The sequence below is a fragment of the Microbacterium sp. NPDC058062 genome (assembly GCF_042885375.1).
GTDB classification, from domain to species: domain Bacteria; phylum Actinomycetota; class Actinomycetes; order Actinomycetales; family Microbacteriaceae; genus Microbacterium; species Microbacterium trichothecenolyticum_C.
Genome location: NZ_JBHVSC010000004.1, coordinates 43,680 through 69,014 on the forward strand (window position 1 = coordinate 43,680; position 25,335 = coordinate 69,014).

Consider the following 25,335-nt stretch of genomic DNA (forward strand, 5'->3'; position numbering starts at 1 on the left):
CTCCGAAAACCCCACGCAAGGACGCGACATGACCCACCGTGACCAGATGACCCGCACCTCCTCCGGCTTCTACGTGAGCCAGGAGGCGCCGATCCTCTCCGACAACCCGATCCCCACCCCGTCCGTGCCGGCGCCCGACATCCTGCGCTGCGCGTACATGGAGCTCGTCGTCACCGACCTGCTCGCCTCGCGCGAGTTCTACGTCGACGTGCTCGGCCTGTACGTCACCGAGGAGGACGAGAGCACGATCTACCTCCGCTCGACGGAGGAGTTCATCCACCACAACCTGGTGCTGCGCCAGGGCCCGGTCGCCGCGGTCGCCGCGTTCTCGTACCGGGTGCGGTCGGCGGAGGACCTCGATAGGGCCGTCGCGTTCTACGAGGAGCTCGGCTGCCGCATCGAGCGCCGCCCCGACGGGTTCACGAAGGGCATCGGCGACTCGGTGCGCGTCACCGACCCGCTCGGCTTCCCGTACGAGTTCTTCTACGCGACCGAGCACGTCGAGCGCCTGTCGTGGCGCTACGACCTGCACACCCCGGGCGAACTCGTGCGCCTGGACCACTTCAACCAGGTCACCCCCGACGTGCCCCGCGCGGTGAACTTCATGCAGTCGCTGGGCTTCCGCGTCACCGAGGACATCCAGGACGAAGAGGGCACCGTCTACGCCGCCTGGATGCGCCGCAAGCCCACCGTGCACGACACCGCGATGACCGGCGGCGACGGCCCGCGCATGCACCACGTCGCGTTCGCCACGCACGAGAAGCACAACATCCTCGCGATCTGCGACAAGCTCGGCGCGCTCCGCCGCTCCGACGCGATCGAGCGCGGACCGGGCCGCCACGGCGTCTCGAACGCGTTCTACCTCTACCTGCGCGACCCCGACGGGCACCGCGTCGAGATCTACACCCAGGACTACTACACCGGCGACCCCGACAACCCCGTCGTCACCTGGGACGTCCACGACAACCAGCGCCGCGACTGGTGGGGCAACCCCGTCGTCCCGTCCTGGTACACCGAGGCGTCCCTCGTGCTCGACCTCGACGGCAACCCGCAGCCCGTGGTGGCGCGCACGGACTCGTCCGAGATGGCGGTCACAATCGGCGCCGACGGCTTCTCGTACACCCGCCCCGACGAGGACTCCATGCCCGAGTACAAGCAGGGTGAGTACAAGCTCGGCCACCAGCTGTAAGGGGAACGGATGCTGCACCCCGACGACATCGCCGCGATCGCGGCCGAGCTGGCCGAGGCCGACCGCACGCACGGTGTGATCCCGCGCATCACGGCGCGGTACCCGGACGCGACGGTCGAGGACTCGTACGCCATCCAGGGTGTGTGGCGCGACCAGAACATCGCCGCCGGGCGCACGCTGGTGGGCCGCAAGATCGGGCTCACGTCGAAAGCCATGCAGCAGGCGACGGGCATCACCGAGCCCGACTACGGCGTGATGTTCGACGACACCGTCTACCGCTCCGGTGCCGAGATCCCCGTCGAGAAGTTCTCGAACGTGCGCATCGAGGTCGAGCTGGCGTTCGTGCTGAAGACCCCGCTCGAGGGCCCCGAGTGCACCCTCGATGACGCCCTCGCGGCGATCGACTACGCGGTGCCCGCGCTCGAGGTGCTCAACTCGCACATCGAGCTCGAGGGCCGCACCATCGTCGACACGATCAGCGACAACGCCGCCTACGGCGCGATGGTGATCGGCGACGTCCACAAGCGCCCCGACGAGATCGACCTTCGCTGGGTTCCCGGCGTGCTGAGCCGCAACGGCGAGATCGAGGAGACCGGCGTCGCCGCCGGAGTCCTCGGGCACCCCGCCACCGGCGTCGCGTGGCTCGCGAACAAGTTCCACCAGCACGGCGCGCGGCTCGAGGCGGGCGAGATCATCCTCGCGGGCTCCTTCACGCGCCCCATGTGGGTGTCGCGGGGCGATACCGTCAGGTGCGACTACGGACCCATGGGAGTGATCGAATGCCGCTTCGTCTGAGCCCGACCTTCCGCGACGCGATCGCGCACGCCGACCGCCCGCTCGCGGGCATCTGGGTGTGCACCGGCTCGCCGCTCGTCGCCGAGATCTGCGCCGGCTCGGGCCTGGACTGGGTGCTCATCGACATGGAGCACTCCCCCAACGGCCTCGAGTCGGTGCTGGCTCAGCTGCAGGCCGTCTCGGCTTATCCGATCACCCCCGTCGTGCGCGTGCCGATCGGCGACGTCGTGACGATCAAGCAGGTGCTCGACCTCGGAGCCCAGAACCTGCTCGTGCCGATGGTGTCGTCGAAGACGGATGCCGAAGCCGCCGTCGCCGCCGTGCGCTATCCACCGAGGGGTACGCGTGGCGTGGGCTCCGCGCTCGCGCGATCGGCCCGCTGGAACCGCGTCGACGGGTACCTCCAGGACGCCGACGCGCACGTCTCGCTGTTCGTGCAGATCGAGACGACGGCCGGTGTCGAGGCGGCCGCCGAGATCGCCGCGGTCGACGGCGTCGACGGCGTCTTCGTGGGTCCCAGCGACCTCGCCGCCTCGATGGGCGTGCTCGGTCAGCAGACCCACCCCGACGTCGTCGCCGCCGTCAGGCACACCTTCGACGCCGTCCGCGCGGCCGGCAAGCCCGTCGGCGTCAACGCCTTCGACCCGGCCACCGCCGACGCCTACCTCGAGGCGGGCGCCTCGTTCGTCCTCGTCGGCGCCGACGTCGCACTCCTCGCCCGCGGCTCCGAGGCCCTCGCCGCACGCTTCATCCCGACCGACGCCTCCGGCGAGCGCGCCTCGTACTGAGGGTCCACGCGGCGGACGCGGCTGGGCCCACGCGCCCAGAGGCTCCGCCCGACGCGCCAGCGGCGGGTGGAGGGGGCGTGGGGACCGTTCCCCTGCCGCTGCCGGACGTGGCACAGTGAATCCATGAAGAAGTGGGTCGTGCGGTTCGCGTCGCTGCTGGTGTTCAACATCGTCGTGCTGCTGATCGTCGGCTGGCTCACGCCCGCGCGCGTCGGCTGGGCCGCGCTCTGGGCGGGCATCGTGCTGACGGCGCTCGTCATCTGGATCAAGCCGCTCGTCGAGAAGTGGTTCCGCTCGATGGCGGCGAAGTCCGCGAACCAGCGGACGAAGGCCGGCGAGAAGCTCGTCGAGTTCCTGCTCGCCTTCGCCGTCGCGTTCCTCGTCTGGATCGTCACCGTCGTCTTCACCGGCGTCTCGATCGGCGGCGGCATCTTCGGCGCGTTCTGGGGCTGGGTCATCCCGCCGGTGATCCTCCTCATCGGCTGGGCGATCTACGGCGCCATCGACGACAAGGTCGAGACGCACGCGGGCACGCTCTACGACAAGGCGACCGGTTCGAAGACGGCGGAGATGGATGCTGCGGCCCCGCCGATCCCTTCCCCCGAGGCATCCGCGGGCCGCCGTGAACTGAACGACGGGCTCACCGACGAGCAGCGACGCATGCTCGACGAACTCGGCAAGGGCTGATTCCGCCCGACCTGTCGATCGGGGCGGGCGCCGATCGTCATCAGGGTGTCGATACCCCTGAAAGAAAGGACGACGCCATGCGGTACGCACTCCTCCTCCACTACCCCGAGATGACCCCTGACGACATGGGCGACGACGCCTGGGCCGAGGGCATGCGCGAGTTCGACGAGTACGCGAAGGCGCTCGACGCCGCCGGCGTGCTCGTGTCGGCCGAGGTGCTCCAGCCGTCCGCCGTCACGACGACGGTGACCGCGCCCGACGGCACGCTGCGCGTGCAGGACGGCCCGTTCGCCGACACCAAGGAGCAGCTCGGCGGCACGTTCGTGGTCGAGGTCGCCGACCTCGACGCCGCGATCGGCTGGGCCGGCAAGGCGCCGTCGATCAGCTGGGGCACCGTCGAGGTGCGTCCGAGCGCGACCTTCTTCGAGAACGGCGCCTGGACCCCGTTCGCGAGCTGATGCCGTCCGCTTCCGACTCCCGCGCGGTCGCGGCACGCACCGCGCGGGAGTCGTACGGCCGCATCCTTGCCGTGGTCGCCGCATCCACGCGCGACGTCGCCCTCGCCGAGGACGCCCTCGCCGACGCGTTCGAGCGCGCGCTGCGCACGTGGCCGGATGCCGGCATCCCCGCCAATCCCGAAGGGTGGCTGGTCACCGTGGCCCGCAACCGACTGCGCGACGCCCTCACATCAGCGGCGCACCGCACGGGTGTCCCGCTCGACGAGGGGATCGCCGCGATACGCGCCGACGAGCGCGAGGTCGACGCGCTCACCGCCCTCGAGCGCGCCGAGGCCATCCCCGACCGCCGACTGGAACTGCTCTTCGCGTGCGCGCACCCGGCGATCGACCCCCCGGTCCGCACGCCGCTCATGCTGCAGACCGTGCTCGGGTTCGACGCGGCCGAGGTCGCCCGCGCGTTCGCGGTCGAGCCCTCCGCGATGGCCCAGCGGCTCGTGCGGGCGAAGCGGCGGATCCGGGACGCCGGCATCCCGTTCCGCGTCCCCACCCGCGCCGACATGCCCTCCCGGCTGCCGGCCGTGCTCGAGGCGATCTACGGCGCGTACGCCATCGGCTGGCTCGACCAGGGCGAGGAGCCGCGCGAGTCGCTGGCCGACGAGGCGCGCTGGCTCGCGGTGCTCACCGCGACCCTCCTCGACGACGAGCCGGAGGCATGGGGCCTCGCCGCGCTGCTGACCTACGCGCAATCGCGCGCACCCGCCCGCGCCAACGTGCCGTGGCCGCCGCTCGACGAGCAGGACCCGGCCGAGTGGGACCGCGCGCTCATCGCGGAGGGCGCCGCTCTGCTGCGCCGCGCGTCGGCACTCGGCCGGCCGCTCGGGCGCTTCCAGCTCGAGGCGGCGATCCAGGCCGTGCACTGCGACCGCGCCCGCACCGGCTCCCTCGATGTCGAGGCGCTCGTGAAGCTCTACCGCGGGCTCGTTGCGATCGCGCCGACCGACGGTGCGCGACGGGCGCTGGCGGCGGCCGAGGCGCGGCTCGCGTCAGCATCGTGATGACGGATGCCGATTCGGGGGCAGCACGAGGAAGTTGCGGAACGGATGCTGCGGGCCCCGGCTCCTCGGCATCGGACGTGTAACAAACCGACCCGCGCGGGCCGTTCCGCCCGGCCCCTCGCCAAGATGGAGGGATCCGCAGAGCGACAGCACGCACGCGCGGACACCCGACTTCTGGAGGCACCCATGTCGCGCAGCATCCGTCTCGTCCGCATCGCCGCCGTCGGCATCGCCGTCGCGGCCCTCGCCCTGACGGGCTGCGCCTCGGGTTCCGCGCCGGCGAGCAGCGAGTCGGCCGCCGCCGACGCGGGCTACCTCACCCCCGGCAAGCTCACCATCGCGACGGGCGAGACGGCGTACGAGCCGTACGTGATCGACGACGACCCGGCGTCCGGTGAAGGGTTCGAGGCAGCGGTCGCGTACGCCGTCGCCGAGGAGCTGGGCTTCGCCGCCGAGGACGTCGAATGGGTGCGGACCAGCTTCGAGTCGGCGATCGCGCCCGGACCGAAGAGCTTCGACTTCAACATCCAGCAGTACACGATCACCGACGAGCGCAAGCAGGCCGTGGACTTCTCGTCGCCCTACTACGAGGCCAGCCAGTCGGTGGTCGCGCTGAAGGGCGGTGCCGCCGAGGGCGTGACCGACATCGCGGGCCTCAAGGATCTGGTGCTCGGCGCGATGTCGGGATCCACGAGCGCGACGACGATCGAAGAGGCGATCGCTCCCACCGCCACGCCGCAGCTCTACAGCTCCAACGAAGACGCGGTCGCCGCGCTCAAGGCCGGTCAGATCGATGCCCTCGTGCTCGACACCCCGACCGCCTACACCGCGGTGAACTTCTACATCGACGACTCCTTCACCGTCGGCGAGCTCCCGGCTGCGGGCGTGCCCGACCAGTGGGGCCTGCTGCTCGCGAAGGACTCCCCGCTGACCGCGGACGTCACCGCGGCCGTCGACACGCTGCGCGAGAACGGGACGCTCGACGCCCTCGAGGAGAAGTGGCTCGCCGTGCTCAGCGAAGGCGTCACACAGCTGAAGTGACCGCGTCCGCTACGTTCGTTCGGTGACCCCGCACCAGCCCAGCGCGCTCGAGCTCGACCGTCGCGCCTACCGGCACCGACGCTCGCGGCGGTCGGTGCTCATCGCGATCGCGTCGTCGCTCGCGTTCGCGGTGATCGTCTGGGTGACGGTCATCAACACCGAGGGCTGGTCGAAGGTCCAGCAGTCGTTCTTCAACCTGGACGTCGCGATCCAGGCACTGCCGAAAGTGTGGGACGGCTTCCTGATCAACCTGCAGGTGCTCGCCTACTCCGTCGTGACCGTCGCGGTCGTAGCACTCGTGATCGCCGTGCTGCGCACCCTCCGCGGGCCGGTCTTCTTTCCCGCGCGCGTCCTCGCGGCGGGGTACACCGACCTCTTCCGCGGCCTGCCGTTCATCATCGTGCTCTACCTCATCGGCTTCGGCCTGCCGACGATCACGAACACGCGCATGCCGGTGGTGCTGCTCGGCGTGATCGCGGTGACGCTCACGTACTCCGCGTACGTCGCCGAGGTGATCCGGGCCGGCATCGAGGCGGTGCATCCGTCGCAGCGCCTCGCCGCGCGGGCGCTCGGCCTCGGCTACGTGCAGTCGCTGCGCCGCGTCGTGCTGCCCCAGGCCTTCCGCAAGATCACGCCGCCCCTCATGAACGACTTCATCTCGATGCAGAAGGACGTCGGGCTGATCTCGATCCTGGGCGCGGTCGACGCCATTGCGGCGGCGAGATCCGTCGCGTCGCTCACCTACAACTTCACGCCGTACGTCGTGGCCGGCGTGCTGTTCATCCTGCTTGCGATCCCCACCATCCGGCTCACCGACTGGTACACCGCGCGACTGCGCGAGCGTGAGCAGGCGGGGGCGATCCTGTGACCGCTCTGCTGCGGGCGACCGGCATCCACAAGTCCTTCGGTGAGCGGGAGGTGCTCCGCGGCGTCGACCTGGAGCTGGCGACGCACGAAGTGGTCGCACTCATCGGCGCGAGCGGATCGGGCAAGTCCACGCTCCTGCGGTGCCTGAACCTCCTCGAGCCCATCGACGACGGGCAGATCTTCCTCGACGACGACGACATCTCCGACCCTCGCGTCGACGCGAACCGCGTCCGCGCCCGCTTCGGCGCGGTGTTCCAGAGCTACAACCTGTTCCCGCATCTCACGGTGCTCGACAACGTCACGCTGGCCTCGCGCGTCGTGCACCGCACTCCTCGACGTGAGGCCGAGGCTCGCGCGCTCGAGCTGCTCGGCCGCATCGGGCTCGCCGACCTCGCCCGCGAGCACCCCGACCGCCTCTCGGGCGGCCAGCAGCAGCGTGCCGCGATCGTGCGGGCCATCGCGACCGACCCGGAGGTGCTGTTCCTCGACGAGATCACGTCGGCGCTCGACCCGGAGCTCGTGGGTGAGGTGCTCGAGCTCGTGCGGCAGCTCGCCGCCGACGGCGCGACGATCCTCATGGCGACGCACGAGATGGCGTTCGCCCGGGATGTGGCCCATCGCGTGGTGTTCCTGGACGCGGGAACGATCGTCGAGCAGGGGCCGCCTTCCGAGGTGCTGACGGCTCCTCGCGAACCCCGCACGCGAGAGTTCCTCGCCCGCTTCACCGCCTGAGTGAGCCGGGCCGCGGTGTCCATATCGCGTGATCTCACCGAGCGCATGCGTCATTTGCGCGCATATCGCATGGTCTCGGGGAGATCACGTGATGTGAACGCAGGGAAGTGAGTCAACTTGTTGACTTAAGGTGAGTCAACTGGTTTACTCGCTGTATGTCCGAACGCCTCACCTTCACCCTCCATGAGCTCATCGCCGAGCTCGACGCGTTCGCCGACTCCGCCCTGCAGGCGGGGTGGGGTGTGACGTTCAACCACTTCCAGTTCCTGGCTGTGCTCTACGACCACGAGCCCGTCGACATGACGACGCTCGCCCGCTGCCTCGGCGTCACCAAGGCCGCCGTCAGCAAGCGCGTGCCCGCGCTCGTCGAGGACGCGTGGATCACCGCGGCTTCCCAGCCCGGCGCGGGCCGCAGCATCCTGCTCTCGCTCACCGACAAGGGCAACGCCCTCGTGCGCGATGCCGGCGAGGTGCTCGAGCGCGAGTTCGCCGCGATGCTCACGCACCCCTCGCTCGCCGGCGACCCCATCGACGCCCCGCGCATGAACGCCCAGCTCGTCGCCCTCACCGCTTTCATCCAGCAACAGCCGGCGCCCGGCCCGGGTGCCGTCCACCACCCTCGGGAGACCCTCGCATGAACGCTCCCCGCATCCTCGTGATCGTCGGCACGCCCTTCGCCGGCAGTCTCAACCACTCCTTGGCCCAGTCGTACGCCGACGCGGCCCGCGCCGGCGGCGCCGAAGTGCGCGTCGTGGATCTCGCGAACGACACGGTGCCGCAGCATCCGTCCGTCCGCGACGACGTGCGCCTGCCGCGCACCGATGCCGACGTGCCGCTCACCCCCGAGGTCGCCGCATATGTCGCCGACGTCGACTGGGCCGACCACTTGGTCTTCTTCTTCCCGCAGTGGTGGGGGTCGCTTCCGGGGGCGCTCAAGACGTGGATCGACCGCGTGTTCGTGCGGGGGTTCGCCTACCGCTACCGCCCGACCGGGCGGCTGTGGGACAAGCTGCTCACCGGGCGCAGCGCGCGCATCGTGATGACGATGGACTCCCCCACGCTCTGGAACGCATGGGTGTACCGCAACGCCCCGATCCGCTCGTTGCGCAACGCCACGCTGGAGTACTGCGGCATCAAGGTCCGCGGTGTCACGCGGCTGGCGCAGGTGCGGCACAGCACCGAGGCCGACCGCGAGCGCTGGGTCCGCGGGATGGCGTCGTTCGGGGCGACGGATGCCGAGTCCGTGCGTCCGCGCGAGCGGTCCGAGCTCGTCGCGGCCTGACGTCAGGCGAGCGAGCGCTCCGCCGCCTCGACGACGTTGGTCATGAGCAGCGCCACGGTCATCGGACCGACTCCGCCGGGGTTCGGCGAGAGGTAGCCGGCGACCTCGGCGACATCCGGGGCGACATCGCCGTAGACGCGGGACTTCCCGGTCTCGGGGTCGTCTTCGCGGGTCACGCCCACGTCGAGCACGGCGGCGCCGGGCTTGACGTCCTCGGCGCGGACGATGTGCTTCACGCCCGCGGCGGCCACGATCACGTCGGCCTGGCGGAGGTGGTGCGACAGGTCGGCGGTGCCGGTGTGCGTCAGGGTCACGGTCGCGTTGATCTCGCGGCGCGTGAGCAGCAGGCCGATCGAGCGGCCGATCGTCACGCCGCGGCCGACGACGACCACATCCTTGCCCTTGAGGTCGTAGTCGTTGCGCAGCAGCAGCTCGATGACGCCGCGCGGCGTGCACGGCAGCGGCGTGGTGATCGGGGAGTTGACGTTGAGCACCAGGCGTCCGAGGTTGGTCGGGTGCAGGCCGTCGGCGTCCTTCGCGGGGTCGATGCGCTCGAGGATCGCGTCGGTGTCGAGGTGCTTCGGCAGCGGCAGCTGCACGATGTAGCCGTGGCACTCGGGGTCGGCGTTCAGGTCGTCGATGAGCGCCTCGACCTCGGCCTGCGTGGCATCCGCCGGAAGCTCGCGCTGGATCGAGTTCATGCCGATCGCCTCGGACTCGCGGTGCTTCATCCCGACGTACAGCTGCGAGGCCGGGTCGGCGCCGACGAGCACCGTCGCGATGCCAGGCGTGACGCCGCGGTCCTTGAGTGTCGCCACGCGCTCGCGCAGCTCGTCCTTGATCTGGGCCGCGGCCGCGCGCCCGTCGAGCTTCTGTGCGGTCATCCTGGGTCTCCTCGTGGGTCGTGCGCCCTCACGCCGGGGCGGGCGGGATGGATGCCGCGGCCCGGCGTCGGGCCGCGGCATCCGTGTCGACAGTGGTACCAGACGGTGCCGCCGCGCCGCGGCGGCACTTCCACTCAGTGGCGGAAGTCGGGGTACAGCGGGAAGGCGGCCGTCAGGGCCGCGACGCGCAGGCGCAGCTCCTCGACGTCGGCGCCGGGCTGCAGCGCGAGCGCGATGACGTCGGCGACCTCGGTGAACTCGGCGTCGCCGAAGCCGCGGGTCGCGAGCGCCGGCGTGCCGATGCGCAGGCCCGACGTGACCATCGGGGGGCGCGGGTCGTTGGGGACCGCGTTGCGGTTCACCGTGATGTGGATCTCATGGAGGAGGTCCTCCGCCTGCTTGCCGTCGATCTGAGCGTTCCGGAGGTCGACGAGCACGAGGTGCACATCGGTGCCGCCCGAGCGGACCGCGATGCCGGCATCCTTCACGTCCTGCTGCGACAGGCGCTCGGCGATGATGTGGGCGCCGCGGAGCACGCGCTCCTGGCGCTCCTTGAACTCAGGGGTGGCCGCGAGCTTGAACGCCGTGGCCTTCGCCGCGATCACGTGCATCAGCGGGCCGCCCTGCTGGCCCGGGAAGACCGCCGTGTTGATCTTCTTCGCGAGGTCGGCGTCATTGGTGAGGATGAAGCCCGAGCGGGGGCCGCCGATGGTCTTGTGCACCGTCGACGACACGACGTGGGCGTGCGGCACCGGGTTGGGGTGCAGGCCCGCCGCGACGAGACCGGCGAAGTGCGCCATGTCGACCCACAGGGTCGCGCCGACCTCGTCGGCGATCGCGCGGAAGGCGGCGAAGTCGAGCTGGCGCGGGTAGGCCGACCAGCCGGCGATGATGACCTTGGGCTTGTGCTCGATGGCGAGGCGGCGCACCTCGTCCATGTCGATGGTCGAGGTCTCGGGGTCGACGCCGTACGCGACGATGTTGTAGAGCCGGCCCGAGAAGTTGATCTTCATGCCGTGCGTGAGATGGCCGCCCTGGTCGAGCGACAGACCGAGCAGCGTGTCGCCGGGGCGGGCGATCGCGTGCAGCACGGCGGCGTTCGCGGTGGCGCCCGAGTGGGGCTGGACGTTCGCGAACTCGGCGCCGAACAGCGCCTTGGCGCGGTGGATCGCGAGCTCCTCGGCGACGTCCACCTCTTCGCAGCCGCCGTAGTAGCGGCGACCCGGGTAGCCCTCGGCGTACTTGTTGGTCAGCACCGAGCCCTGCGACTGCAGCACAGAGACCGGAACGAAGTTCTCGGAGGCGATCATCTCGAGGTAACCGCGCTGGCGGTCGAGCTCGCGGTCGAGCACCTGGGCGATCTCGGGATCGACCTCGGCGAGAGGGGCGTTGAAGAACTGATCGGTCATGCGATCTCCTTGACTGCGGCTTTCGGGGTGCGCGGCACGGGGTGCCGGGATTCACATCGGCCCAGGCGTGCGGTCGAATGCCGTAGTCGGTCGCTCCCCGGTGGTGTCCCACCTCAACGCCAGTCGCGACACACCGAGCATAACGGAACAGGAGGCGCTAGGCTGAGTCGAATCGCTTTTGTTAGGACTCTTTACATGAATCGTCGACGAGGACGGGCCGTCGTGGCAGCCGTCCTCGTCGCTGCGCTGCTGGCCGGCTGCACCCCGGTCGCACAGAATGGAGACACCGTGTCGCTTCCCGCCGTCGTCCCCGCCCCCGTCTCGATCGAGGCCGGCTCCGGCGCGCCGTTCCGGCTCACCTCCGCCACGGCGGTGAACGGAGAAGCGGATGCTGCCGCCGCCCTGTCCGCGATCGTCGAGGCCCGCACGGGACTGACCCTCGCAAGCGGCGACGGCGCGGGCATCGAGCTGCGGATCGACCCTTCGGCGGGCTCAGGAAAGGGGGACCCGGCCGAGTCCTACCGGATCGCCGTGGACGAGGCATCCGTCTCCGTCACCGGCGCCGATGCGGCCGGCCTCTTCTACGGCGTGCAGACGCTGGGCCAGCTCATCGCGCGCGACGGCGACGAATGGACCGTGCCTGCCGTCACCATCGAGGACGCCCCGCGCTTCGCGTACCGCGGTGTCATGCTCGATGTCGCCCGCCACTTCCATCCCGTCGAGACGGTCGAGGCGTACATCGACCACGCGGCGTCGCTCAAGTTCAACGCGCTCCACCTGCACCTGACCGACGACCAGGGCTGGCGCATCCAGCTCGACTCGCGGCCCGAGCTCACCGAGAAGGCGTCGGGCACCTCGGTCGGCGGCGACCCCGGGGGCTTCTACACGAAGGACGATTACCGCGGGATCGTCGAGTACGCGGCATCCCGTCACATGATCGTCGTCCCCGAGATCGACATGCCGGGCCACACGCATGCGGTCGGGCTCGCCTATCCCGAACTCGCCGAAGACCCGAGCATCAGCGACCACATGCGCGAGATCATCCGCGACTACGGCGGCGAGGAGCCGCGTTTCGGCGCACCGTACGACGGCATGGCCGTCGGGTTCTCGTCACTGAAGATCCACGACGAGGCGACGTACGACTTCGTGGCCGACGTGTTCGGCGAGCTCGCGGCGATGACGCCCGGCCCGTACCTGCACTTCGGCGGCGACGAGTCGCTCTCGACGACCGACGAGGACTTCGCGGAGTTCGTCGGGCGCGCGAGCGAGATCATCGCCGACCTCGGCAAGACGCCCGTGGCGTGGCACGAGGCCGGCGCCGCGGCCGGCATCGCCGACACCACGGTCGGCCAGTACTGGGGCTTCCTCACGCCGCAGGAGGGCGCCGCCGAGAAGGCGACAGCGTTCGTCGACAACGGCGCCCAGCTGATCCTCTCTCCCGCCGACGCGATCTACCTCGACATGAAGTACCCGGCCGGCCCCGAGCTGGGCCTCACGTGGGCGAACGGCCCGACGAGCGTCGAGCACGCGTACTCGTGGGAGCCGTCCGACGTGGTCCCCGGCGTCGACGACTCCGGCATCCTCGGCGTCGAGGCGCCGCTGTGGACCGAGACGATCCGCACGGCCGCCGACATCGACACGATGGCGTTCCCCCGCGCGGCCGCCGCGGCGGAGGCCGCCTGGTCGCCCGCGACCGGAGCGAGCGGCCTGCGCACCTGGGCGTCGTTCCGCGAGCGCGTCGGCGCCCTCGGCCCGCTGTGGACCAGCATGGGCATCGGCTTCCACCCGTCCGAAGAGATCCCGTGGGTCACCGAGTGACCTCCGCCGAGTGATCCGGAGCACCGCATGAGCACCCTCGTCCACTCCGTCCGCCTGCTGGGCTCTGTCTCCGTCGACGGCGACCGCACCGACGGGTGGGCGCTGTTCGAGGGCGGGCGCGTCGCGTCGGCCGGCGCCGGCGGCGATCTCCCGGTCGCCGACGAGGTCGTGGACGGCGGCGGCGGATGCCTCGTCCCCGGCTTCATCGACATCCACGGGCACGGCGGCGCCGGCGCGAGCTTCGACGACGGACCGGACGCCGTCGCGACCGCGCGCGCCATCCATCGCGCCCACGGCACCACGCGCGCGGTGCTCTCGCTCATCACGGCGCCGATCGACGTCCTCGTCGAGCGCGTGGCGATGGTCGCCCATCTCTGCGATGCAGATCCCACCGTCCTCGGCTCGCACCTCGAGGGCCCGTTCCTCGACCCCGGCCACAAGGGCGCGCACACCGAGTCGCTGCTGCGGGCGCCGGACGCGGCATCCGTCGACCGCCTCCTCGAAGCGGGGCGCGGCACGATCCGGCAGGTCACGCTCGCCCCCGAGCGCGCCGGCGCCTTCGACGCGATCCGGCGCTTCGTCGATGCCGGGGTCGCGGTGGCGGTCGGCCACACGAACGCCGACGCCGACACGACGCGGCGCGCGTTCGACGCCGGCGCGACGCTGCTCACCCACGCGTTCAACGCGATGCCCGGCATCCATCACCGCGCCCCCGGTCCGGTGATCGCGGGCCTCCGCGACGAGCGCGTCACGCTCGAGATCATCGCCGACGGCGTGCACGTCGACCTGGAGCTCATCGCGACCCTCTTCGCCGTCGCCGGCAACCGCATCGCGCTCATCACCGACGCGATGGCCGCGGCCGGCTCGCAGGACGGCCGGTACGAGCTGGGCGGCCTTGCGGTGCGCGTGACCGACGGCGTCGCGAGGCTCGAAGAGGGCGGCGCGATCGCCGGCTCGACGCTCACGCAGGACGCCGCACTGCGCCACGTCGTGGCCGCGGGCGTGCCCCTGGAGGTCGCCTCGCACGCCCTGAGCCGGCAGCCTGCGCACGCGATCCACCGCGGCGACCTCGGCACGCTCGACATCGGCGCGCCCGCCGACGCCGTGCTGCTCGACGGCGCGCTCGCGGTGCGCCGCGTCTGGGTCGCGGGGCACGGGGCCTGAGCGCGCTCGCGCGCACGTGAAAGGCGGGGCCGAAGGTCCCTCCCCCGAGATACCTCCGAGCCCCGCCTTCTCCGCGGGAGTCCCGCGGGGGCGGCCACCGTCGTGCCCCACACAAGGGCGGCCGGCCACTCTGACGAAAGAGACGGCGCGACCCCCGATCTATTACGCGAGTTCTGAAAATTCGCTCGGACGGATGCCGCGGGGTCGAGTCGCACCCTGGTCAAAACCGGGGACGGCGACGACAATGGAACGAGCCGCGGTCCGCACCCGGGATCGACGTCGTCGATGTGCGCCGCGGAACTGGGGGATCCATGGACCACGAGGAAGTGCAGGAGCACGAGACGGAGGTCGTCGTCGACGCCGACGCCGACCTCGTCCTGCGGACGAGATCGGGCGACACCGACGCGTTCGCGGAGCTCTGGCGGCGGCACTATCGCGCAGGCGTCACCGTCGCGCGCAACATGACCTCGAGCCTCGATGCCGACGACCTCGTGCAGGAGGCGTACACCCGCATCTACCACTCGATCGTCCACGGCGGCGGGCCGACCGGATCGTTCCGCGCGTACCTCTTCACCAGCATCCGCAACACCGCTGCGGCGTGGGGGCGCGCGCGCCGCGAGACCGCGTACGAGGAGCTCGACGGCGTCGAGGACCCCTCCGGCGCCGAGCACGAGAGCGAGGCCGCGCTCGACCGGGGCCTCACACATCAGGCCTTCCGCAGCCTGCCGACGCGGTGGCAGGAGGTGCTCTGGTACTCCGAGATCGAGCGCATGAAGCCCGCCGAGATCGCGCCGCTGCTGGGAATGAAGCCGACGGCGGTCGCCCAGCTGACCTTCCGTGCGCGGGAAGGACTGCGCGAGGCCTGGATCCAGGCGCACCTGCGGTCCGTGGCCGACGGCTCGGACTGCCAGTGGACCATCGAGCGCCTGGGCGCGTACTCGCGCCTCAACCTCGGCCGCCGCGACCACGCGAAGCTCGAGCAGCATCTCGGCCGCTGCGTGCGCTGCTCGATCGTCGCGAGCGAGGCCAAGGAGGTCTCGAGCCGGCTGGCGCTCGTGCTCCTGCCCATCGCGCTCGGCGCGGTCGGCACCGCCGGGTATCTCGCGACAGTCCAGGGCGGCGGCACCTCGCTGGTGGCGCTGGCTTCGATGCCGTCCAGCGTCGTGCACAGCACGGTGACGATCGCCCCGGGCGGAGTCGTCGGTGCGGGTGCGACCGCGAGTGCGGGTGCCGGTGCGGCGGCGACGTCGGCCGGCGTGGGATCGGCGGGGGCGGTCGGCGCAGCAGGGGCGGCGACCGCCGTCGCTTCGACGGGGGCGGTCTTCGGCACGTCGGCGGTCGCCGGCATCGGTGCGGCCTCCGGACTCGCCGCCGCCGGCCTCGTCGTCGTCAGCGGCGTGGTCGCCGCGGCCGTGATGCTGCCGGCCACCGCCGGCCCGGAACCGGTGCCGACGCCCACGCCCGCGAACGAGGTCGCGGCAGAGAACGTGAACGCCCCGGCCCTCCTGCCGGAGGAGACCGGCGACACCGCGCTCCAGCTTCCGGCCGAGCCGGGTCCCGGGCCGGCCGACGTGCCCGTCGTGTCCGACGCCACTGCCGGCGACGGTGACGCGCAGAGCGGCGGCGCCACGTCGTCGGGTGGCGGCAAAGCCACGGGCCAGACCGGCAACGGCACCGCGAAGGGCGACGAAGCCGCGCAGGGGAACAACGGCAACCCGACCAGCAACAACGGCAACCCGACGAGCAACAACGGCAACGGGAACACCGGCAACAACGGCAACGGGAACACCGGCAACAACGGCAACGGGAACACCGGCAACAACGGGAACGGCAACGGCAACGGCAACGGCGCCGGAGAGTCGGGTAACAACGGGAACGGCAACGGGAACACCGGCAACTCGGGCAACGGCACGCCGACGAACGGCACGGGCAACGGCAACGGCGGCACCACCGGTAACGGCGGCTCGACCGGGAACGGCACCCCGACCAACGGCACCGGCAACGGGAACGGTGGCAACACGGGCGCCGGCAGCGGCACGGCCAAGCGCAACGTGAGCCTTCCGAACGGCCTCGGCCGTGGCGTCGTCGACCGGATGGCGGCCTCGACCGCCGCCGAGGCGCCCGCGGACGCTCCCGAGGTGGCCGACACCCTGCCCCTGGAGACCGTGCCTGCCGACGGCGGCAACTGACCCGCCGCGTCCCGCGTCGTCAGAAGCGCTCATCGCCGGGCGAGAGCACCGGCGCCGGGCGGACGCGCGCGGCACGCCGCCGTAGACTGGAAGCCATGTCCGACACGCCGAACGTCACTCCCGCGCGCCCTGCCGAACCGGCACCCGGAACGCGCGCGCCCCTTTCGGCGATCGACGTGGTCGCGTTCGTGTGCGAGATCTTCGCGTTCGGCACCCTCGCGCTGTGGGGCTTCACGATGTGGCCGTTCCCGTGGAACATCGTCGCGGGCGTCGGGGCTCCCGCGATCGCGATCCTCCTCTGGGCCTTCTTCGTGTCGCCGCGTGCCGTGTTCGCGGTGCACCCCTTCGTCCGCGCCGTCGTCGAACTCCTCGTCTACGTGTCCGCGACCGCCGCCTGGTGGTCGATGGGCAACGCGTGGATCGGACTCGCGTTCGGCGTGGTCGCCGTGACCGCCGGCCTCATCGCCGGCCGGCGGCACCTGTCGTGATCCCGGGCGCCGACGCGCTCGACCAGCTGCGCGCGGCACTCGGCGACCGCGTCGACACGTCCCCGGCCTCGCTCGCCGCCGCGCGCGCCGACAAGTCGGGGCACGCGGCATCCGGTCTCCCCCTCGCCGTCGTGCACGCCCGCAGCGTCGACGACGTGCAGCAGACGCTCCGCATCGCCGGACGCACCGGCACGCCCGTGGTCACCCGCGGCGCCGGCACCGGCCTCGCCGGCGGCGCCAATGCCGGAGACGGGGAGATCTCGCTGTCGGTGCGCGGCATGGACCGCATCCTCGAGGTGCGCCCCGACGACCTCCTCGCGGTCGTCGAGCCGGGCATCCTCAACGCCGACCTCAACGCCGCGCTCGCCCCGTACGGCCTCTGGTGGGCACCCGATCCCGCGAGCCGGGCGATCTCGACGGTCGGCGGCAACATCGCCACCGGCGCGGGCGGACTCCTCTGCGCGAAGTACGGCGTCGTGCGCGACGCGGTGCTCGGCGTCGACCTCGTCCTCGCGGACGGCCGGCTCCTCCACCTCGGCCACCGCACCGTCAAGGGCGTCACGGGCCTCGACCTGACGTCGCTGGTGATCGGGTCGGAGGGGACTCTCGGCGTCGTCGTCGGCGCGACCCTGAAGCTGCGCCGACTGGTGCCCGGCGAGGTCTGCACGATCGCCGCGACGTTCCCCGACGTGCGGGCGGCGGCCGAGGCATCCTCCGCCGTCACCGCCTCCGGTGCGCAGCCCGCGATCATGGAGCTGATGGATGCCGCGTCCCTCGCCGCCGTGCACGCGCTCCTGGCGCTCGAGGCACCGACTCCGGGCGCGGCGCAGCTCACCATCCAGACCGACGGCCCGGCCGCGATCGCCGAGGCCGACGCCATCGCCGACGTGCTGCGTCGTGCCGGAGGCACGGCCGTCGTCTCGCACGACCCCGAAGAGGGAGAGCGGCTGCTGGCGATCCGCCGGTCGATGCATCCCGCCATGGAGTCGCTCGGCACCGCGCTCATCGAGGACGTCTCGGTGCCCCGCAGCGCCCTGCCCGCGATGTTCGACGAGATCGCCCGCGTCGAGCGCGCGCACGGCGTCGTGATCCCGACGGTCGCCCACGCCGGCGACGGCAATCTGCATCCCAACTTCATCTTCGAGGCCGAGCCCGACGAGTTCGGCGTCGTCGAGGCCCCGGACCACATCTGGGCCGCCGCCGACGACCTCTTCCGCGCGGCCCTGCGCCTCGGCGGCACGCTGACCGGCGAACACGGCGTGGGCGTGCTCAAGCGCCGCTGGCTCGCCGACGAGCTCGGCGAAGACCAGTGGGAGCTGCAGCGTCAGATCACGCGCGTCTTCGACCCCCAGGGCATCCTCAACCCCGGCAAGGTGTTCGCGCGCTGAGCCGCCCGCGGGCTACGAGGCGGGCGGGTAGACCTGCGTCGGCGCCGCGGGGCGGGGCGACTCTCGCGGCGCGAACACGATCGCGAGGATGCCGAGCAGCAGGACCCCGAGCGTTCCGATCGCGGCGGACCCGAAGACCACGGCCACGAGGTCGGGCTGCACCAGGCTGCCGCTGGTCGCGACGACGAAGACCTGGGCGAGCACCTGCGCGCCCACCGCCACCGCGACGACGATGAGCGGCACCCACCGCAGTCGATCGGGCACCGCACCCGCGCGGCCGATGACCACCGTGGCCACGATCAACGCGACAGGCGACAGCACCATGACCAAGGTGCCGACCGATGTCGCCGTCGTGGCGTCCCAGGTCTGGAGCGGGAGCACCCACCACACCAGCCTCGATGCCAGAGGAGCCGCCGCCGCTACCACGAGCGCGGCGATGCCGAGCGACTGTCGTCCGACCACGCTTCCCGATCCACGGATGCCGAGGGCGAAGACGAGCAGCGCGGCGCCCCACACGAGGTCGATCGCCACGCCGACCGCGGGGAACGCGAACGTCCAGCTGCCCTGGGCGATCAGCCCCAGCGTCGCCGAGGCGATCAGCAGCGAGCCCCCGAGGATCCATGCGCGCCGCGCGTCGCGCACGGCGGGCGTCGCAGCGGGCGTCACGACGTCGGCGTCATCGATCATGCCCTCAGCGTAAGGTCAGATGCCCTGCCAGTCGGGCTTGTTGTCGTAGGCGTAGCGGTAGTAGTCGGAGCGGGTCAGCTGCGAGGCCGCGGCCTCGTCGACCACGATCGTCGCGTGCGGGTGGAGCTGGATCGCCGATCCCGGCAGGGACGCCGACAGCGGACCCTCGACGGCGCCGGCGACCGCGGCCGCCTTGCCCTCGCCGAACGCGAGCAGCACGAGGTGTCGCGCGCGCAGGATGGTGCCGAGGCCCTGCGTGATGCAATGCATGGGCACGTCGTCGATCGAGTCGAAGAAGCGGGCGTTGTCGCGACGCGTCTGCTCGGTGAGGGTCTTCACGCGGGTGATCGAGGAGAACGACGAGCCGGGCTCGTTGAAGCCGATGTGGCCGTCGGTGCCGATGCCGAGGATCTGCAGGTCGATGCCGCCGGCCGCGCGGATGGCCTCGTCGTACTCCTCGCCGTGGTGCTCGATGCCCTCCGGCGTGCCGTCCGGCGTGCGGATGAGATCGGGGTTGAGGCCCAGCGGCTCGACGACCTCGCGCGTGATCACCGAGCGGTAGCTCTCGGGATGCGCCGGGTCGATGCCCACGTACTCGTCGAGCGCGAACCCGCGCACGCGCGAGAGGTCGACGCCCTCCAGCCGTGAGCGCAGCGCCTCGTAGACGGGCAGCGGCGTGGACCCGGTCGCAAGGCCCAGCACCGTCTCGGGATTCGAGCGGACGAGCTCCGCGATGTGGTCGGCGACGAGCGCGCCCGCGGCGGCCTTGTCTTCGACGATGACGATCTCAGCCATGGACCAGTGCTTCCTCTGCGTCGTGTGTGGCGTCGCCCTCCGCACCCACCAGCGCAGCCCCGAGTGCAGCGGCCGGGGAACCCGGCGGCAGCAGCTCGACCCGGTCGGCGAGGTGCAGCGAGCGCATGAACGGGGATGCCTCGGCACTGGCCGCGAGCTCGGCTGCGACATCCGTCATCAGTCGATCTCCCAAAGCCGTGACACCCCCTCCGAGGACCACGATATCGACGTCCGCCGTCAGCACCAGCACCCGGATCGCGGCGGCCACGCCGCGGGCGAGCCCCGCGCGCAGCTGCCGTGCCGACGGGTCGCCCGCGTCGGCGGCGTCGAAGACGTCGCGCACCGGCAGTGCGGAGCGCTGAGCCCAGCGCTCCGCGATCGCACCGCCGCCCGCGAACGCCTCGATGCAGCCGCGCTGGCCGCAGCGGCACAGGGGTCCGTTCGGGTCGACCGAGATGTGGCCGACCTCGCCCGCGGTGCCGCGGGCGCCACGCCAGAGGATGCCGTCCGAGACGATCCCCGCGGCGATGCCGGTGCCGAGGTTGAGGTACGCCATGGAGCCCGGCGCCGGTGCGCCATCCCGCGTGTGGAGCGCATGCGCTCCGAGGGCGGCGGCCTTGACGTCGTTCTCGACCTGCACCGGCACCCCCAGCTGGGGCCCGACGGCGGCGGCGAGGTCGAGCTCGTCGACGCCGAGGTTCACCGCGTGCACGACGCGGCCCGTGCCCGGCTCGATCTGGCCCGGGATGCCGACCCCGACCGAGCGCACGGCCGAGAGGTCGACGCCGGCCTCGGAGCCGAGCGCACGCACGGCGTCGATGACGGTCTGGGCCACAGCATCCGGCCCCCATCCCGTGGGGATGCGGAGGCGACCCGCGATCGTGCCGTCGGCGTCCACCGCGACGGCGTCGGTCTTGGTCCCGCCGACGTCAAGCCCGACCTTCATCGGCCGACCTCCCCGTGGGAGGCGGCGTGGTCCTTCGTGCGCATCAGCCCTTGACCGCCCCTGCCACGAGACCGCTGGTCATGCGGCCCTGGACGATCACGAAGAACACGATGACGGGGATCGCGACGATGGTGGACGCCGCCATCACCTCGCCCCAGTCGATCGCGCGGCTGGAGCTCTGCTGCACGAACCCGCGCAGCCACAGCGGGAGCGTCTGATTCTCGGCGTTCATGATGACGAGGGCGACGGTGAACTCGTTCCAGCACTGCAGGAACGCGAACACTCCGGACGCCACCAAGCCGGGCGCGAGGAGAGGCAGCGTGATGCGCATGAACGCCTGGGTGCGGCTCAGCCCGTCCACCATCGCAGCCTCCTCGAGCTCGGCGGGAACGCCGGCGACGAAGCCGCGCAGCATCCACACCGTGAACGGGACGACGGCCGCGATATAGAGAAGGCTGAGGCCGAACACGTTCGACAGCAGGCCCAGCTCGCTCATCATCTTGTACTGGGCGATGAACAGGCCCTCGGCCGGCAGCATCTGGATGATGAGGATCGCGAGCACGAAGGTGGTGCGACCGCGGAACCGGAACCGACTGATCGCGACCGACGCGAGGAACGCGAACAGCAAGCAGAAGAACACCGCGATGATCGTGACGGCGAGGCTGATGCCGAGTGCGCTGAAGAACGACCCGTCGATCACGCCGCGGTAGTTGGCGAACGAGCCGGCGAACGGCAGGAAGGTCGGAGTGAACGACTCGAGCGTCGCCGACGACAGCATCGACGAGTTGACCATCCAGTAGACGGGGAACACCCAGATCACCGCGACGACGATCGCCAGGGCGCTCCATCCCCACGTCGCCGCCCGGCCGCGACGACGACGCTTGGGCGCGGGTGCGGAGGTGCGGGACGAACCCGAGCGGACCGGCGCCGTGGTCGGCGCGAGTTGTGCGGACGCGGACATCAGGCCTGGTCCTCCTTCAGAAGGCTGCGGATGTAGAACCAACTCAGCAGGATCGTGAGCGCCAGTACGAAGATCGCCATCGCTGCGCCTTGGCCGAAGTTGAGGCCGGCGACGCCCATCTTGTAGATGTACGTGCCCAGCAGGTCGTAGTCGCTCGAGTTCGAACCGGCGTCCTGGAGCATCGTGATCTGTGTGAACACGCGGAGGTCCCAGATGAGGTTGAGGAGCAGCACGATCATGATGACTGGACGGATGATCGGCAGCACGATGTAGCGCAGACGCTGCCACCCTGTGGCGCCGTCGAGCTGGCTGGCTTCGACCATCTCGGTCGACACCTGCGTGAGTCCGGCGTAGGCAGAGAAAGCCACGAAAGGCACCGACATCCAGATCACGATGATCGAAGCGACCATGAAGAACACGAAGGGCTCGCCGCCGATCCAGTTGAACTGGTTCATGTCGACCCCTGGGATGAGGTCGAGCAGATAGTTGACGACACCGCGGCGGCGGTCGAACAACCAGATCCACACGGTCATCGCCGCGACGACGGGCATCGCCCAGGCGAGCAGCAACGCGATCTGCAGAGTGATGCGTACGCCCGAGTGGACACGAGTCATCAGCAGCGCGAGGGCCATTCCGATGACGACGGTGACGGCCGCGGTCACGAGGCAGAACAGCACGGAGCGAATCGCGACCTCCCAGAACGTGGGACTCGTCGCGACGGCGATGTAGTTGTCGAGTCCGACGAAGTCGGGAGCCTTGCCGCCGAGCTGCTGCAGGGCACCGTACTTCTGGAACGACGTAATGACCTGCCACACCACCGGATAGCCCATGCCGAACAGCAGAATGGCGATAGCGGGAATCAGCAGGAACAGGGGAACAGGGGACCGGCGCCGAGCGCCGACCGATTCATCGGCGCGGTCTTGTCGGTCGATCGCGGTGGGGGCAGGAACTGCCATGCCCGCCTCCTCAGGGGGGTCTCGCAGGGAACCGGGGTCGCGGACGCGTGTCCGCGACCCCGGGATTGCTGAAGGTCTCAGCCGTTGATGATGGCGTTGATCTTCTCGTCGTATTCGGCGGCCAGGTCGGCGACATCGCCACCCGACGCGACCTTGCCGAAGAACTCCTCGAGGATCTTCTGGCCCTCGACTGCAGCCCAGCCGGGCGCGGCCGGGGTGAGCTTCGAGTTCAGGGCCGACTCGATGAGAGCCGAGGCGAAGATGTCATCGCCGAGCGAGTCCACGAACTTGGTGTTCGCCGGACCGAGGCCGTTCTGGCCGAGCATCTGCTGGTACTCGTCGGAGAAGATGATGCGCAGCAGCTCCTTGGCGCCGGCCTGGTTTTCGCTCTTGGCCGAGATGCCGACGTTCGAGCCTCCCGCGAAGACCGGAGCGGCCTCGCCCTCGGTCGTGCCGGGCAGCGGGAAGACGCCGAACGTGTCGTCGTTCCACTCGCGGACCTCGGTCACGGTGCCGTCGTCAGCGGTCTTCTCCTCGACGAAGTCGCCGATCGACCAGTGCGCCCAGCCGGGTGCGATGATGGTGGCCGCCGTGGGCGGGTTGCCGGTCTTGTCGTTGTTGATGTTGACCCACGGGGTGCTGTCGTCCTCAGTTGCCGGGGCGTTCGAGGCGTTCTCGAACAGGTCCTGGAACTGCTCGAGACCCGTGATGGTCTTCTCGTCGCTCAGCGTCGAGACCCACTTGTCGCCGTCCTTCTTGGCCAGCTCGCCGCCGTTGGCGAAGATCCACGAGATGCCGTTGCGCCAGTCCTCGCCGCCGATGTAGAAGCCCGACTGGTCGTCGGTCCGGAGCGTCTTGACGTCCTCGTTGAACTGCTCGAGCGTCGTCGGCACGTCGAGGCCCGCGGCCTCCCAGATGTCCTTGCGGTACGTGATGTAGCGCGAGCCGAAGTAGTACGGCAGTGCATATTGCGCGCCGTCCACGGTGCCCACGTCGACGAACGACTGCAGGAGGTCGTCGCCACCCAGGTCCTCGTAGACGCCGCTGAGGTCGCTGAACGCGCCGGAAGTCGTGAAGGTCGGCGACCACGTGTTGCCGATCTCGGTCACGTCGGGGGTGTTCTTGGCGTCAGGAAGCTGGTTCGCCAGCTTCGTGAGCGCGTCGCCCCACGACTGCTCCTCGATCGTGAGGGTGCCGCCGGCGGCCGCCTTGTACTCGTCCTTCAGGTACTCGCGCAGCTCGTCCGGGGTGTCGCCGCCCATGACCCAGAACGTGATGTTCTGGTCCTTCGCACCTTCGGGGTCGAAACCCGAGGCGTCGTCGGATCCACCGGACGTGCCGCCGCCGGCGCAGCCAGCGAGCACCAGTGCCGAGGCGCCGATGAGCGCCACAGCTCCAAGCGTCTTCTTCATGGTGTGTTCCTTTTGTCTGTTCTCTTGGTGTTTCGGTTGGGCCGGGTGACCCATCCGGGGATCGGATGCTCCGCGGGGAGCGCTCCGTGTTGTTTCGGGATCCGGGGGGATCCCCCGGGGAATCGCGCTGTGTCAGGACACCCCGAGTTGTCCGGACAGGACCATGACGGCCGCGCCGCGCAGGACGATGTCCTGGCCTTGCTCCGTCATCCGCACTCGCACGCCTTCGTCGACGGACGGCGCGAGCGTGCGCGCGCGGAGTGTCTCGACGGTCTGCTCCGCCAGGGAGCCGCCGAGGAGTTCAGGGGGGCCGGAGAGGACGATCTCCGACACGTCGAGCGCGCCCACCACGGGGGCCAGCGCGATGCCGAGCCGCTCCCCCGCGTCGCGGAGGATGCCCTCGTGGGCGGCGGGATCGGCCGCCGCGTTCAGTCGCGAGGTCAGCGACGGGACCGAGAGCCAGGCTTCGAGGCATCCGACCTTGCCGCACGCGCATTGCGGGCCGCCGTCGGTGCCGACGGTCACGTGGCCGATCTCGCCCGCGGCGAAGCGGCTGCCGCGCATGGGCTGGCCCGCCAGCAGCAGCCCGGAGCCGACGCCGCGCCCGACTTTGACGAGCAGCACGTCGTCGGGAGCGCCGCCGAACGTGTACTCGGCGAGGACGGCGGCGTTGGCATCGTTGGCGACCAGCACAGGAACCTCGAGCGCATTGCGCAGCGCGCCCTCCAGGTCGAAGCCGGCCCAGCCGAAGTTGGGTGCCGTGAGGATGACTCCCCGATCGTCGACGACACCGGGGGTGCCGACGCCGACGCCGAGCACGGGCGCGTGAGACTCGGCGACGAGCGCGCGGGCGAGTTCGACGACGGTGTCGACAAGAGCGTCGGCTGCGGGGACCGCGACCTCCCGACGCGCGACGATGCCGCCGTCGAGGGTCAGGACGGCGCCGATGAAGGTGTCGCTGCCCGACAGGTCGAGCCCGATGATGCGGTGACCGGCGTGATCGAGGTCGACGAGGATCGCGGGCTTGCCGGGACCCGAGGCCTCGCGCACCCCCATCTCGGCGACGAACCCGTCCGCGATGAGCTCGGCGACGAGGTCGGAGATCGTGACCCGGGTGAGCCCGGTCTCACGCGACAGGTCGGCGCGGCTCATCGCGCCCTGGTGGAAGAGGGTCTGGAGCACCAGCGAGCGGTTGTGGCCGCGCGCGTGCTCGGGCAGGACCTTCGCACCCTGGCGGAGCGTGCGTCCGGGGGCGAATGCACGGGCATTCGTGGTGGGGCTCTGCGGCGCGTCGATAATGGAAGGGCCGCGCCGCGCTTCCGTGTTGGGCATGTTTGTTAGTAG

At 70.8% G+C, this 25,335-nt stretch carries 25 protein-coding genes and 1 riboswitch; of the genes, 16 read left to right on the top strand and 9 right to left on the bottom strand.

All coding sequences use genetic code 11. The features are described 5' to 3' along the window. The first annotated feature begins 28 nt into the window (after positions 1-28). From hpaD to ACFVSU_RS13625, 11 genes are all read left to right on the top strand, one after another. A complete protein-coding gene (gene hpaD / locus ACFVSU_RS13575; protein WP_387143664.1) occupies positions 29-1,189 on the top strand; it encodes a 3,4-dihydroxyphenylacetate 2,3-dioxygenase in 1,161 nt (386 codons plus the stop codon). Positions 1,190-1,198: 9 nt separating this feature from the next. Further along, the gene (locus tag ACFVSU_RS13580; RefSeq protein WP_387143667.1) at positions 1,199-1,984 is read left to right on the top strand and encodes a 2-keto-4-pentenoate hydratase; all 786 of its coding nucleotides are present in this window, start codon (positions 1,199-1,201) and stop codon (positions 1,982-1,984) included. Next, positions 1,969-2,772, top strand: a complete 804-nt coding sequence (locus tag ACFVSU_RS13585) for an HpcH/HpaI aldolase/citrate lyase family protein (RefSeq protein WP_387143670.1) — start codon at positions 1,969-1,971, stop codon at positions 2,770-2,772. The genes ACFVSU_RS13580 and ACFVSU_RS13585 overlap by 16 nt, the downstream gene beginning before the upstream one ends. Before the next feature lie 123 nt (positions 2,773-2,895). Then, complete coding sequence (locus tag ACFVSU_RS13590; protein ID WP_387143673.1) at positions 2,896-3,459, top strand: hypothetical protein; 564 nt, start codon at positions 2,896-2,898, stop codon at positions 3,457-3,459. 77 nt (positions 3,460-3,536) lie between these two features. Next, the gene (locus ACFVSU_RS13595) at positions 3,537-3,917 is read left to right on the top strand and encodes a YciI family protein (RefSeq protein WP_310289093.1); all 381 of its coding nucleotides are present in this window, start codon (positions 3,537-3,539) and stop codon (positions 3,915-3,917) included. Then, positions 3,917-4,972, top strand: coding sequence for an RNA polymerase sigma factor (locus ACFVSU_RS13600; RefSeq protein ID WP_387143676.1), 1,056 nt, complete (start codon positions 3,917-3,919; stop codon positions 4,970-4,972). The genes ACFVSU_RS13595 and ACFVSU_RS13600 overlap by 1 nt, the downstream gene beginning before the upstream one ends. A 186-nt stretch (positions 4,973-5,158) precedes the next feature. After that, positions 5,159-6,013 carry a transporter substrate-binding domain-containing protein gene (locus tag ACFVSU_RS13605; protein ID WP_387143679.1) on the top strand — a complete coding sequence of 285 codons (855 nt, stop codon included), beginning with the start codon at positions 5,159-5,161 and terminating at the stop codon, positions 6,011-6,013. A gap of 22 nt (positions 6,014-6,035) precedes the next feature. Further along, positions 6,036-6,881, top strand: a complete 846-nt coding sequence (locus tag ACFVSU_RS13610) for an amino acid ABC transporter permease (protein WP_387143682.1) — start codon at positions 6,036-6,038, stop codon at positions 6,879-6,881. Continuing rightward, the gene (locus tag ACFVSU_RS13615) at positions 6,878-7,612 is read left to right on the top strand and encodes an amino acid ABC transporter ATP-binding protein (protein ID WP_387143685.1); all 735 of its coding nucleotides are present in this window, start codon (positions 6,878-6,880) and stop codon (positions 7,610-7,612) included. Before ACFVSU_RS13610 ends, ACFVSU_RS13615 begins: the two co-directional genes overlap by 4 nt. Positions 7,613-7,767: 155 nt before the next feature. After that, positions 7,768-8,250 (top strand): MarR family winged helix-turn-helix transcriptional regulator, encoded by a 483-nt coding sequence (locus tag ACFVSU_RS13620; RefSeq protein ID WP_387143688.1) that lies wholly within the window; start codon positions 7,768-7,770, stop codon positions 8,248-8,250. Further along, complete coding sequence (locus ACFVSU_RS13625) at positions 8,247-8,894, top strand: NAD(P)H-dependent oxidoreductase (RefSeq protein WP_387143691.1); 648 nt, start codon at positions 8,247-8,249, stop codon at positions 8,892-8,894. Before ACFVSU_RS13620 ends, ACFVSU_RS13625 begins: the two co-directional genes overlap by 4 nt. Positions 8,895-8,896: 2 nt before the next feature. Here ACFVSU_RS13625 and ACFVSU_RS13630 read toward each other — a convergent pair whose 3' ends face one another. Both ACFVSU_RS13630 and glyA read right to left on the bottom strand, forming a co-directional pair. After that, positions 8,897-9,778, bottom strand: coding sequence for a bifunctional methylenetetrahydrofolate dehydrogenase/methenyltetrahydrofolate cyclohydrolase (locus ACFVSU_RS13630; RefSeq protein ID WP_387143694.1), 882 nt, complete (start codon positions 9,776-9,778; stop codon positions 8,897-8,899). 134 nt (positions 9,779-9,912) lie between these two features. Further along, positions 9,913-11,187 (bottom strand): serine hydroxymethyltransferase, encoded by a 1,275-nt coding sequence (gene glyA / locus ACFVSU_RS13635; RefSeq protein ID WP_387143697.1) that lies wholly within the window; start codon positions 11,185-11,187, stop codon positions 9,913-9,915. Between the two features lie 52 nt (positions 11,188-11,239). Continuing rightward, positions 11,240-11,324: riboswitch (ZMP/ZTP riboswitch) on the bottom strand. Between the two features lie 151 nt (positions 11,325-11,475). Here glyA and ACFVSU_RS13640 point away from each other — a divergent pair. The 5 genes from ACFVSU_RS13640 (at position 11,476) to ACFVSU_RS13660 (ending at position 18,234) form a co-directional block, all read left to right on the top strand. After that, positions 11,476-13,005, top strand: a complete 1,530-nt coding sequence (locus tag ACFVSU_RS13640) for a beta-N-acetylhexosaminidase (protein WP_387145232.1) — start codon at positions 11,476-11,478, stop codon at positions 13,003-13,005. A gap of 27 nt (positions 13,006-13,032) precedes the next feature. Then, a complete protein-coding gene (gene nagA / locus ACFVSU_RS13645) occupies positions 13,033-14,169 on the top strand; it encodes an N-acetylglucosamine-6-phosphate deacetylase (protein WP_387143700.1) in 1,137 nt (378 codons plus the stop codon). 311 nt (positions 14,170-14,480) lie between these two features. Continuing rightward, positions 14,481-16,358: an RNA polymerase sigma factor gene (locus tag ACFVSU_RS13650; RefSeq protein ID WP_387143703.1), complete on the top strand. Its 1,878-nt coding sequence runs from the start codon at positions 14,481-14,483 to the stop codon at positions 16,356-16,358. A 95-nt stretch (positions 16,359-16,453) separates the two neighbouring features. Continuing rightward, positions 16,454-16,846, top strand: a complete 393-nt coding sequence (locus tag ACFVSU_RS13655; RefSeq protein ID WP_310289065.1) for a YrdB family protein — start codon at positions 16,454-16,456, stop codon at positions 16,844-16,846. Next, the gene (locus ACFVSU_RS13660) at positions 16,843-18,234 is read left to right on the top strand and encodes an FAD-binding oxidoreductase (protein WP_387143706.1); all 1,392 of its coding nucleotides are present in this window, start codon (positions 16,843-16,845) and stop codon (positions 18,232-18,234) included. The genes ACFVSU_RS13655 and ACFVSU_RS13660 overlap by 4 nt, the downstream gene beginning before the upstream one ends. Before the next feature lie 12 nt (positions 18,235-18,246). On the opposite strand, the gene ACFVSU_RS13665 is transcribed toward ACFVSU_RS13660, so the two are convergent. From ACFVSU_RS13665 to ACFVSU_RS13695, 7 genes are all read right to left on the bottom strand, one after another. Next, positions 18,247-18,921, bottom strand: coding sequence for a hypothetical protein (locus tag ACFVSU_RS13665; protein WP_387143709.1), 675 nt, complete (start codon positions 18,919-18,921; stop codon positions 18,247-18,249). 15 nt (positions 18,922-18,936) lie between these two features. Beyond that, positions 18,937-19,716 carry a glucosamine-6-phosphate deaminase gene (locus ACFVSU_RS13670; RefSeq protein WP_387143712.1) on the bottom strand — a complete coding sequence of 260 codons (780 nt, stop codon included), beginning with the start codon at positions 19,714-19,716 and terminating at the stop codon, positions 18,937-18,939. After that, positions 19,709-20,662 carry an ROK family protein gene (locus ACFVSU_RS13675; RefSeq protein ID WP_387143715.1) on the bottom strand — a complete coding sequence of 318 codons (954 nt, stop codon included), beginning with the start codon at positions 20,660-20,662 and terminating at the stop codon, positions 19,709-19,711. Before ACFVSU_RS13675 ends, ACFVSU_RS13670 begins: the two co-directional genes overlap by 8 nt. 43 nt (positions 20,663-20,705) lie before the next feature. Beyond that, positions 20,706-21,623 carry a carbohydrate ABC transporter permease gene (locus tag ACFVSU_RS13680; RefSeq protein WP_387143718.1) on the bottom strand — a complete coding sequence of 306 codons (918 nt, stop codon included), beginning with the start codon at positions 21,621-21,623 and terminating at the stop codon, positions 20,706-20,708. Beyond that, on the bottom strand, positions 21,623-22,579 hold the full coding sequence (locus ACFVSU_RS13685; protein WP_387143721.1) for a carbohydrate ABC transporter permease: 957 nt from the start codon (positions 22,577-22,579) through the stop codon (positions 21,623-21,625). Before ACFVSU_RS13685 ends, ACFVSU_RS13680 begins: the two co-directional genes overlap by 1 nt. Positions 22,580-22,656: 77 nt before the next feature. Continuing rightward, entirely contained in the window at positions 22,657-23,991 is a 1,335-nt protein-coding gene (locus ACFVSU_RS13690; RefSeq protein ID WP_387143723.1) for an extracellular solute-binding protein, read from the bottom strand. A 132-nt stretch (positions 23,992-24,123) separates the two neighbouring features. Next, positions 24,124-25,323 (bottom strand): ROK family protein, encoded by a 1,200-nt coding sequence (locus ACFVSU_RS13695; RefSeq protein ID WP_387143726.1) that lies wholly within the window; start codon positions 25,321-25,323, stop codon positions 24,124-24,126. Positions 25,324-25,335 lie beyond the last annotated feature (12 nt).